Below are 14,425 nucleotides of genomic sequence, written 5' to 3'. Positions count from 1 at the left end.
CCTACATCTATTTTTCAATGCTGTAATGACCAGCATAAGCCCCATTTTGAAACTCTAAATAATAATACGTATAACGATCTTCCTGATCAATATATGTAATTTCCCACAACGGAATATCATTTTGAGCACCTAATTTTACTTTTATAATTTCTTTTGGCTTTGGCTTCGGCTCATCGCCTTTTCCTGTAGCTTGTTCAGCCAACTTTTGCAAAGCTTCTTTTTCAGGAATACCTTCACTCTTTTTCTTCACAAGGACATTCCCTTTTTTATTAGGCACCCAAACAATAATTTGTTCTCCTTTTTCGTCTACACCTTGTACGACTGTATATGAAGAATTTCCGTTATAATAATCCACAGATTTTACTTTTACAAGCTTTGCTTTTTCTTTTGCAATTTCTACAGATTTTGCCTCTTTAGGGATTTTCTTTTCCATTGCTTTATTATAAACATACGCCCCATATATTCCGCTAGCAACGATTACGATAACGATTGCAAAGATCCACTTTTTCATTGTATCACTACGTTCTGTAAATCGTAAATACAGCTGTTTCTTTATCTTTTTCGTCTAATGCTAATCCGAACATGAGGTCCTGCTCTTTTAACGTACGATTCAAACTATCAACGATTTTATACAAGTCAGACGAATATTTAATACGCGTCGTTGATAGGACTTCGATTTTCTTATCCATGAAAAAACTCCTCCGTTACACAAAAATTTCTAATTATAGAAGAACGCAATGCGGTTACAATAAGAGTACATTCTTTACAACCCCTGCTTCATCACCCATCTATTATAGCAGGACATGTACAGCAAAAAAAGGTTTCAAGTCGAAAACCAATACATTTTGTATACAAGAAGTAAGAAAAATAAAATTCCTCCTACCCACATTTTTTACGCCTGAAGTTTACATGCACTTCAGGCGTATTTTTCCTTCCAATTTTATTCAATTGGCCGTTCCTTTAATTGTTCTAACAATTCTTCTAAAGGGCCTTCATAGAGTGGGACATTGGGGATTGATTGTAAAAAATGTTTCCCATATGAAGAGCTTGTCAAACGACGATCTAATACAAACACCGTCCCGGTATCTGTACTTGTTCTAATAAGACGACCAAATCCTTGTTTGAAACGCAGTATTGCTTGCGGGAGTGCTAACTTAGCGAATACGTCCTCTCCTTGATTTTTTAACCACTCTCCTTTTGCTTCCATCATCGGTTGATGAGGAGGCGTAAAGGGAAGGCGGACAATAACAAGACAACTAAGGGCATCTCCAGGTATATCTATCCCTTCCCAAAAACTACTTGTTCCTAATAAAATTGATTTGTCGAACTCTTGAAACTTACGAATGAGGCGACTTCTGCTCTTATTATTCACACTTTGCGTTAATAATAAATAGCCTTCTAATTCCTCATCATTTTTCAAATTCGTATACGCTTCTTTCAACATTTCATACGAAGTGAACAAAACAAGCATTCTACCTTCTGTAGTTTTCGCTATTTTTGCAATATGAGCCGACACAGATTCAATATATTCTTCATTACTTGCTTGCTTAATAAAAGGCACATCCGTTGAAACCATTAATTTCATCTGTTCTTCAAAATGGAATGGTGATGGGACCTGTAATGTATTTGGAGCAAAATCATGTAAGCCTAGCTCTTCTTTTATATAGTCAAATGAATCGTTTACTGTTAGCGTTGCTGATGTGAAAATAACACTCTTTTTCTCTGTTAAAAATTCATCAGCAAATCTTTCACCAATACGAACAGGTTGTCCATATAAAACAGTTGAATGAATGGTTCCCTTCGTTTCAGTTTCCATCCATGTCACATATGAATTTTTTTCTAAAATGAGTACTTGTAAAGATTGCGCCATCTTTCTCAACAACTCAATTAAATGCATAAATTCACCTGTGACAACATGCATTTCCCATTCTAATTTACTTTGCAATATATCAACTTGCTTCTCAAGTGTAGAGAGTAATTTTCTTACATCATATACAAAGCGATTTGTTAACTCGGTAATACTATCCCATAACTTACCTTTCTCTACTTCCGTGTTATATCGATAAATGAGTGGCATATTGCTGATCCCTTGTTCCTGCTTTGTTTGTTTAAAGATGAATGCACGTAACATTTGGAATAGCTCATCCGCATCAAATTTCAACTCCTTCAAACTATGACTTACCATGCGGAAAGTAGAACGGGAGGCTTGCTCTGATTTTTTCATCATTTTATATACTTTAGAAAGCACATCATCTGTTTCTAGCGTACCAAGACGAGATAAAACTAGCTGGAAATACATACAGGAGAACTGTTCACCTAATGTTCTACTCGCCGCTTCCTCAATATGATGAGCCTCATCAAAAATAATATGTTCACATGACGCAAACAGGGGTTCTTCACTTGAAAAATCTTGAAATAATAACGCATGATTTGTAATAACGATATCTGCAAATAATGCTTTATTCTTTGCTCGTTGATAAAAACAACGACTAAACCAGTTGCTTTGCATGCCACCCGGACTATGTACATCACTACAAATCCGGTTCCAAAGTAACTTTCCGCCCTCAGGAATATTTAATTCATCCCGATCGCCCGTTTCCGTTTGCAATAACCACACTAAAATTTTTGCCTTTGTGAGCGCCATATCATAATTTTTCTCTTCCTCTTGCAAAGCATATTCAAATTTATGTAGACAAAGATAATGCTTTCTTCCTTTTAGCAGAGCTACTTCAAATGAAAATGGCATGATTTTCTGTAATAATGGAATTTCTTTTTCTAGTATTTGTTGTTGCAGTTGTACAGTTTGGGTACTTATGATGACAGGTTCTTCTTTTTTCTTTGCAAAATAAATACTTGGAAGCAAATATGCAAGAGTCTTCCCTGTTCCTGTTCCTGCTTCAATTAGTGAAAACCTAGAATCTCTTAGCGCTGTATATATTTCCTTCATCATACTCTGTTGGCTTTCTCTTTTTTCAAACTTTGGCATATTCGACTCAAGTTTATCAATTGTCTTATGCAAGAAAGCATCAAATTTAAATGCACATGTTTCACTTAAGTTTAAAGAATAATTCCGTTTTCGAAGTGCAATATTTCGATACACTTCATATCCCTCTGCTCCTTTTTTACCATGCATCATTTTCTTTAAAATATTTTCAGAAAGCACATCCGCTATATCACTTTGAAACACATCACTCAATTCATAAAGCGATTGCAAGGTGACAAGGGGTAACTTCTCAATTTCATTTAAAAATTGTAAAAACAATTCCGCTGTTGCAAGAGCATCACTATCCGCACGATGCGGTTGATCATGCTCTAATTCGTGTTGTTTAGCTAAATCACGTAATTTATAACTATCAGCCGTTGGCAAAAGAATTTGCGCCAACTCAACTGTATCAACTTTTGGACAATGTATTTCTGTATATCCAGCCTGCCTTAATTCTTCCGTTAAAAAATTCCAATCAAAATGAACATTATGTGCAACGAAAGCTGCACCTTGTAATAGCTCAACAACCATCGGGGCTACATCTTGAAATAACGGGGCTTGCTTAACCATACTCTCATCAATCCCTGTTAACTCTGTAATAAATGGCGGAATCTCTCTCTTCGGATTAATAAAAGATGAAAAAATCTCTAATATCTCTCCATCTTCCACTACAACAGCTGCAATTTGGGTAATTTTATCTTTCCCATCCTTCCAGGAGTTCCCTGTCGTCTCTAAATCCACAACGACATAACGCTTACTCATATATGTAACACCTCAATTTCTTACCTATCAAACAGAAAATTATATAATGTTACTATACCACGTTTTATCTCATCTTAATGAAAAGATGCACAAAAAAAGCTATCTCCGTAATAGAGATAGCCTTCTTACTTATAGTATCGTTCCTGCTTTTTCAGCACCTAACATTTCAATAATTTGATTATTATCGTCTAATACTGCAATTTTCGGCTCTTGTTTATGAATATTTTCTTCTGCCACTAGACCGTAGCAAATAATAATAACTTTATCTCCTGGTTGTACAAGCCTTGCAGCTGCACCATTCAAACAAACAACACCGCTACCACGTTCTCCTTTAATAACATATGTCTCTAAGCGAGCACCATTATTATTATTTACAATTTGGACTTTTTCGTTTTCTACAATATTTACTGCATCCATTAAATCTTCATCAATTGTAATACTACCTACATAATTTAAATTTGCTTCTGTTACTGTTGCGCGATGTAACTTCGCTCTCATCATTGTGCGAAACATAGATGCTCCCCCTTATTTAACCGTTAATGTTATATTGTCAATTAATCGTACATTGTCAAATTTAACTGCAATTGCTAAAATGATTCGTCCTTCAATTTTATCCACTACTTGTAGTGAAGGATACGTATATAAATCAGCATAATCTACAGTGCCTTTCGTATACGTCTCAATATACTCTTTCACAAGAGTTGTAATGATTTCTGCATTACGTTCTCCTGCCTCAATTCTTTCTTTCGCTATACATAGACTGCGGTATAAATGAGGAGCCTCTTCACGCTCTTCTTGTGACAAATACACGTTACGAGAACTTTTCGCTAATCCATCTTCTTCCCTTACAATATCCACCGGTACGATTGTAACCGGAATATTAAAATCAGCGACAAATCCTTCAATGACAGCAACTTGCTGTGCATCTTTCATACCGAAATAAGCACGTGTTGGCAATGTAATATTAAATAGTTTCATTAGTACAGTCGCAACACCAGCGAAATGACCAGGTCTTTGCTTTCCGCATAACACATCGGTACGCTTCACAACTTCTACTGTTGTCGTTTGTTCTGCTGGATACATTTCTTCTACGCTCGGATAAAATAAATAATCTACACCGTTTTCTTTTGCTACATTTTCATCTCTATCAATATCACGAGGGTATCGATCTAAATCTTCATTTGGTCCAAACTGTAGCGGATTAACAAACACGCTTAAAACTACAATTTCATTTTCTTCTCTTGCCTTACGTAATAAAGTCGCATGACCTTCATGTAAATAACCCATCGTTGGGACAAAACCAATACTTTTTCCACTTGCACGTAGTTCGTTTGTAATTTGCTGCATCTCTTGTACTGTAGTTACGATTTTCATTATTGTTTTCCTCCGTATAACGCTAAACATTCTTCCTCTTTCATTGTGAATGAATGTTTTTCTTCCGGAAATTGACCTGTCTTTACTTCAGTAACGTATTGTGAAATCCCTCGCACAATCTCCTCTTGAACCGACGTATATTGCTTCACAAATTTCGGAACACGCTTTACACCATATGAGATAAGATCATGATAAACGAGTACTTGCCCATCCACTTTTTGTCCTGCTCCAATTCCAATCGTTGGAATTGTTAGTTGCTTCGAAATGAATTCTGCTAGCTGCATTGGCACACATTCTAATACAAGTGCTATCGCACCAGCTTCCTCACATCTCTTCGCATCTTCTATTAATTTTTTTGCACTTTCAGCATCTTTTCCTTGTACTTTATAGCCACCTAACACTCCTACAGATTGAGGAGTTAAGCCTAAGTGTGCCACGACAGGAATTCCCGCACTCGTCAAGTAATGAATAGTTGATATCACTTCTCCTGCACCTTCTACCTTCAGTGCATGAGCACCACTCTCTTGAACGATGCGGCGTGCATTCACCATCGTATCTTGAGGCGACACATGATACGACATAAATGGCATATCAGTTACAATAAACGTCTCTTTCGCTCCTCGGCGTACAGCTTTCGTATGATGAATCATATCCTCTACTGTTACAGGTACTGTTGAATCATAGCCGAGCACAACCATCCCAAGGGAATCTCCAACTAAAATCATATCAACTTCCGCTTCTTCTGCTAACTTAGCAGATGGATAATCATACGCCGTTAGCATTGTAATCGGCTCACCTTGCTCTTTCATTTTCAAAAAATCTGTTTTTGTTTTCAAAAACTACTCCTCCTTTATACAGGAGAGAGGAGATGGCCGAAATCATATAAAAAACCCCTCTGGCCATAAAAGGGCAGAAGGGTTGTGTGTTAGTCGGCATTATTCATCCCTCTGTCCCAGTCCGTTATTGGATCAAGGCAGAATCCAAGTTATTATTTTTCGTATTGCATCGAATCATGGTGCAGTTCGCTCTGATACTGCCCACATTCGAACTAATTATAGCAAACTCTAAAAAGGAATTACTACATTTTTTTGAAAAAATAATTTTTATCCTTATTACGGTATGTGAAATTTTTAAATAACGTATGCATAGAAAGATAAACAGATTTGTTTACATGCATAGTATAACTCTTAAAATAATGATGCAGGTTAATTGAGGAAACATACTTACAAAAGGAGAATTGCTAATGTCTATAAGCACATGGTTATTTCGATTCATCGGTTTTCTTGTGATGCTTGTGGGAGTAACAACTTTAAATTCCCTCAATGTATTTGCATCAATTAACGTCGTAACACAACCTGTTGAGTCTGCCAAAGTGATTGAAGTCGAGCTAAACGATGATTACTTTAAACCGAACGTCATCACGATTCCAATTGAAGAATCAACAACATTGCTATTGAAAAATAAAGGCAAGAGCGAGCACACCTTTACAGTAAAAAAGCTCGGCATTGACGTCGTAGTCGAGTCAGGACAAGAAAAAAATATTACCGTGAAACCTAAAAATACTGGTACATATGAATTAACATGCCGGTATCACCTTCTTAAAGGAATGGAGGGAAAAGTAATCGTCAAATGACAAGTAAATACTAAAAAATTCATTATCGCACCGCAAACTCATTTCAAAAATATTAAAATAAAAAAGAAGTTCCAAAAGAGGAACTTCTTTTACTTAATTTCGATATCCGCAGAATGAATGTGATGTACTTTTCCTTCATGATCTTCTAGAAGCAATACACCATCCTCTGTAATTCCTTTTGCTATCCCTGTAATTGTCTCTCTCATCGTTCGAGCGTTAATTTCTTTCCCGATGCTCACAGCGTAACTTTCCCAAAGAATTTTAATGACAGAGAAACCATTTTGTAAATACTCTTCATATAATTTTTCTAGTTGTAAAAAGATTTGTTGCATAAGCTCCGCACGAACAATTGGCTTACCAGATTCAATCGCTAAAGAAGTAGCAATATGCTGAATTTCCTCATCAAAATGTTCTTGCTTTTGATTCGCATTAATACCAATACCCATAATGACAGCATTAATTTTATCAGGATCAGCTTGCATTTCTGTTAATATACCTACAGCTTTTTTCCCCTGAATTAAAATATCATTCGGCCATTTTATTCCTACATTTACACCTGTGCACTTTTCAATTGCTTGCGCAACGCTAACAGCGGCTAACAAAGTAAGTTGTGGTGCATGATGAACCGGGATTGATGGACGTAAAATAATACTCATCCAAATTCCTGTTCCTTTTGGTGAATGCCATTTTCTGCTTAAACGACCTCTACCCGCTGTTTGTTCTTCTGCCACAACAATCGTTCCTTCTTCTGCACCTTCATAAGCAAGTTTTGCTGCAATATACTGCGTCGATTCAACAGACTCTTCAAAATACACTGTTCTACCAATATGTTTCGTTTGTAACCCTAACTGAATTTCATTCGCAGTCACTTTGTCTGGCTTACTTGCAATTCGATAGCCTAATCGACGCACAGCTTCAAGTTCATACCCCTCATTCCGAAGGTCCTCCATATGTTTCCACACAGCAGTTCTTGAGCAACCAAGTTTATCACTAATCGTTTGACCAGATACAAACTCGCCATCCGCTTCCGAAAAAACTTGCAATAACTGCTTTCTTATAGTAGATTGCATTCTTGCAGCCACTCCCTTATACACTCTTTCTCATTCACTACATTTCCTTGTACGATTGCTTCTTCAATTTTTTGAATCATTTCAGCAACCCACGGACCTGGCTTTTTACTTGCCCAGTTTAACAAATCATTCCCAGTCACATTCATCTCTTGTCGACTCTTGATTGGCAATGCTTGAAACAACGTTTGTACTCGTTTCACAGATGTATGATCATAGCTTTCAATCATCGCTTCATATACTCTTTCTGCCATTTCAGCTATATGAATTCCCGTTTTATAAAGAAGAACTGTATCCCAATCCTTCTCCTTTCTCTTACGGATTGTTAATAAAACTGCGACGATATCTTTTATTTTTTTATTCGAAAACTTCCATTGACGTAAAAAGACAGCTGGATGTTCTTCCCCGATACAATATAAGAAAAAGGCCCATGCCTCAATGTCTGTTTCAAAAGAATCCCAGTTATACTGCGTAGCTTTTAACAATCTCTCTTCTGACATCTGTAAATATGGTAGATGGGAAAATAGTTTCGTTTCTACTAATTCTTTGAGAGCCTTCACACAATATGTGCCAGTTAACAGTTTTTCAAACTCCACTGTAATTCTCTCAATTGCTATATGTTCCAGCAAATGTCCATATGTTTCAATTGCTTGTTTCGTTTTCGTCTCTAAAGAAAAACCTAACGTACTTACGAACCGAATACCACGCATCATTCGCAGGGCATCTTCTTGAAAACGATCCGCAGCATTTCCCACTGTCACAATTTCTCTCTTTTGAATCGCTTCCTGCCCAGCAAATAAATCAACCATTTCGCCTTCTTCTGTCATAGCAATTGCATTCATTGTGAAATCACGACGTTTTAAATCCTCTTCTAATGAACGAACAAATTGAACACTACTAGGTCTTCGAAAATCTTCATATTCGCTCTCTGTTCGAAACGTGGTTACCTCATAAGGTTCACCATTTTCTACTACAATTACAGTTCCATGCTCAAGACCAACAGGAACATGTCTTGGAAATATAGCCATCACTTCTTCTGGTAAAGCAGATGTCGCAATATCAATATCTCCAATCGGCCTATCGATAATAAGATCGCGTACGCTTCCGCCGACAAAGTAGGCCTCATGCCCTTGTTGCTTTAAAGTCTCAATAATAGAACTAGCTTTTTTAAATCTTTCCATTTTTGTCATCCCTTAGTACATCATAGTAAATCGTTTCATATTGTGAGACGATTTTTTCAGAGCGGAACTGCTCGTAAACACTTGCTCTTGCTCGCTCTCCCATATTACGGTGAAGTTCTTCATCCTTTAATAACTGAATGGCTTGATTTGCCACTCCTGTTGTATCGCCAACTTCACATAAATATCCTGTTTCACCATGTTGAATGACTTCTGGAATACCTCCAACCCTTGTTCCGATACAAGGTACACCACACGCCATCGCTTCTAATAAAACAAGACCAAAACTCTCTTTCTCTGATAGAAGTAACATTAAATCACTCATCGCAAGTAACTCTGCAACATTATCTTGCTTCCCTAAAAATAAGACGCGATCTTCAATATGTAAATTTTTCACCAACTGTAAAATCGTGCAAAATTCCGGTCCATCTCCAACAAGAAGCAACTTCGCATCTACTTCTGTAACAATTTTAGCAAAAGCCTGCACAACATCTTGCACACGTTTCACTTTACGGAAATTTGAAATATGAATGAGTATCTTTTCACTTTCACTTATACCGTATTCTTTCTTTAATTGAGTCATATCACGCTTGAAATATACACGTTCGTCTATAAAGTTATATACCGTTTGAATGTCTTTATTTGGTTTTACAAGCTCATGCGTTTCGTTAATTAATGAATGCGAGACAGCCGTCACAACATCGGATTGCTCAATACCAAAACGAATTAAATTATTTAACGAAGGGTCGGAACCTAACACAGTAATATCTGTTCCATGCAAGGTTGTAACAATTTTAATACGCTCGCCAATCATTTGTTTTGCTAAATAAGCACAAATGGCATGTGGTATTGCGTAATGCACATGTAAAATGTCTAGGTTTTCTCTTTGTGCAACCTCTGCCATTTTACTCGCTAACGCTAAATCGTACGGTGGATATTGAAATACAGAGTATTGATTTACTGTCACTTCATGAAAGTAAATGTTTGGATACACTTTATTTAACCGGAATGGTAAACCCGATGTAATAAAATGAATTTCATGCCCGCGTTCCGCTAATTGCTTTCCTAATTCTGTTCCAACAACTCCAGAACCACCTACAGAAGGATAACATGTAATACCTATTTTTAATTTCATTTACATCCCCCTATTAAATCAGCATGTAATAAAACCGGTTTCTTACTCATAAACCCTTCGGCATATAAGACTCCAACTTCTTTTCCAAACATTTTCTCACGAGCGACTACAGTTTCAACGTAACCTTCTGTTAACGGCGTTTTCACACCATCACTCCCTGTTGAAAACTGACTTTCATACGCTTCTAGTGCTTCCACTTTTTGCGATACGTATTCACTAATATCTATACAAAAATTCGGTTTATGAAAACCATTAATCATATAATGATAAAAAGACTCCACACGATGTGGTGGAACCTCTGGCATATATTTGCGAATTCCCGCTGAAAAAATAGCTTCTTCCACAAGTTTTGCACAATTTGCATGATCTGGATGACGATCTTCATAATACGGTGCAAAAACTAGTTTTGGTTTATATGTACGAATTACTTTTACAATTTCACGTATATACTCTTCTTTCATATACAACCCACGGTCTGGCATCGCTAAATTTAGTCTCGTTTTTACTCCCATTATACGAGCTGCCGCCTTTGCTTCTTCTTTTCTTAACTCTATCGTTCCGTTAGAAGAAAGATCAGCTTCTGTTAAATCACAAATACCTACTTCATACCCTTGCTTCGTATATTTAGCAATGGTACCAGCCATGCCGATTTCAACATCATCGGCATGAGCACCAAACGCTAATATATGTAATCCACTCATAATTGTTCCCCTCATTTTCTTAACTTGCGGTAATCTAAATCTCCTCGCTCTAATGCGTGCATTAACATTTCAGCACTTGCCATATTCGTTGCAAGTGGAATTGCATATACATCACATAAACGAAGCAATGCATTCACATCCGGTTCATGCGGCTGTGCTGTTAATGGATCGCGGAAGAAAATTACCATGTCTAAATCATTTTTCGCAATCATTGCACCAATTTCTTGATCCCCACCAAGAGGACCAGATTGATATCTTGTTACAACTAAACCGGTCGCTTCCATAATACGAAGCCCTGTCGTTCCTGTTGCAAATAATTCATGTTGTTCAAAAATTGGTTTATATGCGTATGCAAACGAAACCATGTCATTTTTCTTTTTGTCATGTGCGATTAAGGCAATTTTCATCCGTTGTCTCCCCTTTAGTCGATAATATTTTCTAAACCGTACACAAGATGATCTAGATTCATTACTGTCTCAATTGATAGTTTTACACCAGACATAAATGATGCACGATTGAATGAATCATGACGAACTGTTAACATTTGTCCGTCTCCACCAAACATTACTTCTTGGTGTGCAATAAGTCCTGGTAAACGTACACTATGAATGTGAATGCCGTCTACATTTGCACCACGAGCTCCTTTTAGTTGCTCTACTTCATTTGGATGTCCTTGCTGCTTTGATTGGCGATTTTGACGAATCAATTCTACTGTTTTTACCGCAGTACCAGATGGTGCATCTAATTTTTGATCATGATGCAATTCAATTACTTCAACATCTTGGAAGTACTTCGCTGCCATTTGTGAGAATTTCATCATAAGAACTGCACCAATTGCAAAGTTTGGAGCGATAATTGTTCCTACTGCTTTTTCTTTTGCAATCTCGGTTAATTGTTTTAGCTCTTCTTCTGTAAATCCAGTTGTACCAATAACAGAACGAAGTCCACGCTCAACTGCTAGTGTAACGTGTTGTTTTCCAACTTCTGGCGTTGTTAAATCTAACAACACATCTGCTTCTACTTCCTCTAAACAAGTATGTAAATCCGCGTAAATAGGTGTATCTAACGCTGGCATTCCAGGTAAATCAGAGATTTTCTCTCCACCATGCTTATAATCCACTGCTGCTACTAAATTAAAATGTTCCGTTCTTTCCATAAGAAGAACTGCTTCATGTCCCATACGTCCTCTTGGTCCAGCGATAATTACTTTAATTTCTTTCATTATTCTTTCTCTCCCTCATCAATACGTGTCCAGCGATCTTTATCGCGAGTATTAAATTTATTCATTACAATGTTATGTGCTGTTTCTAAATCAATATTTAAACTATTTGCCATACAAATCATAACAAATAATACATCTCCAAGCTCTTCTTCAATACTACGTTCTGTTTCAGTTGTTTTCTTCGGTTTCTCACCATAATAATGATTAACCTCTCTTGCAAGCTCCCCCATTTCTTCCGTTAAACGAGCCATCATTGCAAGTGGACTGAAATAACCTTCTTTAAACTGACCAATATATGCATCTACTTCTTTCTGCATATCCTTCATCGTTTTCGCTTCCATACAATTCACCTCTAATCCTTCCTCTTTCATGTTAGCCAATTCATCGCGATTTGACAAATATTATTCCCCGCCAAACACCTATTTGCGACCCTTTTTGGGAAAGATTATAATAAAGTGAAACTTCTTTTGCATGCTTTTCGCAAAAGATTAGTTGAACCAATCGGGTTCCTACGGCTGGTTTTCACTGCTTCCTTGCTTTATTCCCTACCAGCCGTTGGAACGGGGTAAAGTGAAACTTTCTTTTGCATTTTTGGCAAAAGAGCAACCTAAACCAATCGGGTTCCAACGACTGGTTTTCCCTGCTTCCTTGCTTTATTCCCTACCAGCCGTTGGAACGGGGTAAAGTGAAACTTCTTTTGCGTTTTTACAGCCTTCACTATTTTCACTAGCAACTAGAAATTACTTATCATTATGTTTTACCGTTTCAGCGGAGCAATGCCATTTACATAATTAGGGGGATTTCTATATGACATCAAATTTGAAGATTCGAAATATCATTTTCATTTTAATCGGTTCCGCTATTTTTTCTTTCGGTATTGTGAATATCAATATTGAAAATCACCTTGCAGAAGGTGGATTTACCGGTATTACACTATTATTGTATTTTCTATTTAAGTTTGATCCTTCTTATTCAAACTTAATTTTAAATATCCCTATATTTTTTATTGGTTGGAAATTACTTGGAAGAACGACATTTATATATACACTAATCGGCACCTTTAGCGTATCTTTATTTCTATGGATTTTTCAGCGTTACGAAGTTCTCAACTTACATGTAAACTTACAAAACGATATGACACTTGCTGCTTTATTCGCCGGAGCATTTATTGGTATCGGTCTTGGGATTATATTTAAATACGGCGGAACTACTGGCGGTGTAGATATTATCGCGAGACTCGCTCATAAATATGTTGGCTGGAGTATGGGGAAAACGATGTTTATGTTTGATGCTATCGTCATTATCGTCTCTATCCTTACCTATTTATCATATCGCGAGGGTATGTATACGTTAGTTGCTGTTTTTATCGGAGCGAAAGTGATTGATTTTATGCAAGAAGGAGCCTATGCAGCAAAAGGAGCAACGATTATCTCAGATAAAAACGATGAAATTGCTGCCAAAATTTTATCTGAGATGGAGCGCGGAGCAACCTTTTTAAAAGCTGTTGGGTCGTATACAAAAGTGGAACGGAACGTATTGTATTGCGTTGTTGCTAAAAATGAAATCGTGAAACTAAAAAACATTATTACTTCTGTAGATCCTCACGCCTTTGTTGCTGTAAGTGACGTACACGATGTAGTTGGTGAAGGTTTTACATTGGATGAAAATAAAAATCCGTTACATACATAAACGCAACTAGAAAAGCTCTTTAGCTTTTCTAGTTTTTTATTACATATTTTTCAAGTTTATCTAAATCCTCATAAATAAGCTCCAATAAACTTCGATTATAAAAAATGGAAGCAGGGTGAAATATCGGAAAAATATGATATTCTTTCTCTGACCATGTAAACTCTGCACTTTGCATATCCTTTAACTTTTGAATGGGCTGTTTTAATAATTGTCCGTGTACGTCTGTGATTTTTTTATCTTTTCCTATTAAACGTTGAAGACCGATATTGCCAAGCGTGACGATAAGCTTCGGATTTATTTTCTCTAATTCATAATCTAACAAAGGCGCATGGGCAACTATTTCTCCTTGATTTGGCGTTCTATTATACTTTTTTTGTATGATTTCACCATTTCGTTCTTTTTTCTCTCGCCATTTATAAGGTCTACTCCGAACAGCGCTCGTAATATATACTTCTTCCCTTGTAACGTGAATACGTTCTAAAAACCCCATTAATTGTTTTCCCGCTCTCCCGCTAAACGGAATTCCATTATGAATTTCTGTTTCACCAGGCGCTTCTCCTAACAACATAAATTTTGGATTTTCAGGACCTTGTCCACTTAAAAAGCCTTCTAGCTGATAAGGAGCACTACGTTCTTTCACTTGTTTTACTAAATGACTTGGATATTTCATTTGCCCCACCA

The 14,425-nt window shown here is 36.8% G+C and carries 16 protein-coding genes; 2 read left to right on the top strand and 14 right to left on the bottom strand.

What is annotated here, in order from left to right; translation table 11 throughout:
* Positions 1-7 precede the first annotated feature (7 nt).
* The 6 genes from PDQ68_RS07690 to panB all read right to left on the bottom strand — a co-directional run bounded on the left by PDQ68_RS07690 (position 8) and on the right by panB (position 5,955).
* The gene (locus PDQ68_RS07690; RefSeq protein ID WP_000758750.1) at positions 8-511 is read right to left on the bottom strand and encodes a cell wall elongation regulator TseB-like domain-containing protein; all 504 of its coding nucleotides are present in this window, start codon (positions 509-511) and stop codon (positions 8-10) included.
* Between the two features lie 7 nt (positions 512-518).
* A complete protein-coding gene (locus PDQ68_RS07685) occupies positions 519-689 on the bottom strand; it encodes a YpmA family protein (protein WP_000358352.1) in 171 nt (56 codons plus the stop codon).
* Between the two features lie 251 nt (positions 690-940).
* A complete protein-coding gene (dinG, locus tag PDQ68_RS07680; RefSeq protein WP_061184014.1) occupies positions 941-3,745 on the bottom strand; it encodes an ATP-dependent DNA helicase DinG in 2,805 nt (934 codons plus the stop codon).
* Between the two features lie 129 nt (positions 3,746-3,874).
* Entirely contained in the window at positions 3,875-4,258 is a 384-nt protein-coding gene (gene panD, locus PDQ68_RS07675) for an aspartate 1-decarboxylase (protein WP_000490177.1), read from the bottom strand.
* Between the two features lie 12 nt (positions 4,259-4,270).
* Entirely contained in the window at positions 4,271-5,119 is an 849-nt protein-coding gene (gene panC, locus PDQ68_RS07670) for a pantoate--beta-alanine ligase (RefSeq protein ID WP_016717025.1), read from the bottom strand.
* On the bottom strand, positions 5,119-5,955 hold the full coding sequence (gene panB, locus PDQ68_RS07665; RefSeq protein WP_016717024.1) for a 3-methyl-2-oxobutanoate hydroxymethyltransferase: 837 nt from the start codon (positions 5,953-5,955) through the stop codon (positions 5,119-5,121). Before panB ends, panC begins: the two co-directional genes overlap by 1 nt.
* A gap of 407 nt (positions 5,956-6,362) precedes the next feature.
* Between panB and PDQ68_RS07660 the strand changes: the two genes are divergently transcribed.
* Positions 6,363-6,752, top strand: a complete 390-nt coding sequence (locus PDQ68_RS07660; RefSeq protein ID WP_270786648.1) for a cupredoxin domain-containing protein — start codon at positions 6,363-6,365, stop codon at positions 6,750-6,752.
* A gap of 89 nt (positions 6,753-6,841) precedes the next feature.
* Here PDQ68_RS07660 and PDQ68_RS07655 read toward each other — a convergent pair whose 3' ends face one another.
* From PDQ68_RS07655 to PDQ68_RS07625, 7 genes are read right to left on the bottom strand one after another with little or no spacing between them, the layout of a single operon-like run.
* Positions 6,842-7,822 (bottom strand): biotin--[acetyl-CoA-carboxylase] ligase, encoded by a 981-nt coding sequence (locus tag PDQ68_RS07655; RefSeq protein ID WP_016717023.1) that lies wholly within the window; start codon positions 7,820-7,822, stop codon positions 6,842-6,844.
* Positions 7,807-9,000 carry a CCA tRNA nucleotidyltransferase gene (locus PDQ68_RS07650; RefSeq protein WP_061184011.1) on the bottom strand — a complete coding sequence of 398 codons (1,194 nt, stop codon included), beginning with the start codon at positions 8,998-9,000 and terminating at the stop codon, positions 7,807-7,809. Before PDQ68_RS07650 ends, PDQ68_RS07655 begins: the two co-directional genes overlap by 16 nt.
* Positions 8,987-10,132 (bottom strand): N-acetyl-alpha-D-glucosaminyl L-malate synthase BshA, encoded by a 1,146-nt coding sequence (gene bshA, locus PDQ68_RS07645; protein WP_016717021.1) that lies wholly within the window; start codon positions 10,130-10,132, stop codon positions 8,987-8,989. The genes PDQ68_RS07650 and bshA overlap by 14 nt, the downstream gene beginning before the upstream one ends.
* On the bottom strand, positions 10,129-10,833 hold the full coding sequence (gene bshB1 / locus PDQ68_RS07640) for a bacillithiol biosynthesis deacetylase BshB1 (protein ID WP_000015666.1): 705 nt from the start codon (positions 10,831-10,833) through the stop codon (positions 10,129-10,131). Before bshB1 ends, bshA begins: the two co-directional genes overlap by 4 nt.
* Before the next feature lie 11 nt (positions 10,834-10,844).
* Positions 10,845-11,240: a methylglyoxal synthase gene (gene mgsA / locus PDQ68_RS07635; RefSeq protein ID WP_000684765.1), complete on the bottom strand. Its 396-nt coding sequence runs from the start codon at positions 11,238-11,240 to the stop codon at positions 10,845-10,847.
* Between the two features lie 14 nt (positions 11,241-11,254).
* Positions 11,255-12,055 carry a dihydrodipicolinate reductase gene (gene dapB / locus PDQ68_RS07630; RefSeq protein ID WP_061184010.1) on the bottom strand — a complete coding sequence of 267 codons (801 nt, stop codon included), beginning with the start codon at positions 12,053-12,055 and terminating at the stop codon, positions 11,255-11,257.
* Positions 12,055-12,396, bottom strand: coding sequence for a nucleotide pyrophosphohydrolase (locus PDQ68_RS07625; RefSeq protein ID WP_001992677.1), 342 nt, complete (start codon positions 12,394-12,396; stop codon positions 12,055-12,057). Before PDQ68_RS07625 ends, dapB begins: the two co-directional genes overlap by 1 nt.
* A 466-nt stretch (positions 12,397-12,862) precedes the next feature.
* Here PDQ68_RS07625 and PDQ68_RS07620 point away from each other — a divergent pair, with 466 nt between their 5' ends.
* The gene (locus PDQ68_RS07620) at positions 12,863-13,744 is read left to right on the top strand and encodes a YitT family protein (protein WP_000203308.1); all 882 of its coding nucleotides are present in this window, start codon (positions 12,863-12,865) and stop codon (positions 13,742-13,744) included.
* A gap of 28 nt (positions 13,745-13,772) precedes the next feature.
* Here the strand turns inward: PDQ68_RS07620 and PDQ68_RS07615 are convergent, their stop codons facing one another.
* Positions 13,773-14,414: a uracil-DNA glycosylase gene (locus PDQ68_RS07615; protein WP_016717020.1), complete on the bottom strand. Its 642-nt coding sequence runs from the start codon at positions 14,412-14,414 to the stop codon at positions 13,773-13,775.
* Between the last annotated feature and the right edge of the window lie 11 nt (positions 14,415-14,425).

Source organism: Bacillus cereus group sp. Bc010, from assembly GCF_027716745.1.
GTDB lineage: Bacteria > Bacillota > Bacilli > Bacillales > Bacillaceae_G > Bacillus_A > Bacillus_A pacificus.
The sequence above is the reverse complement of the archived record's forward strand: the minus strand, read 5'-3'. Positions and strand labels throughout refer to the sequence as shown.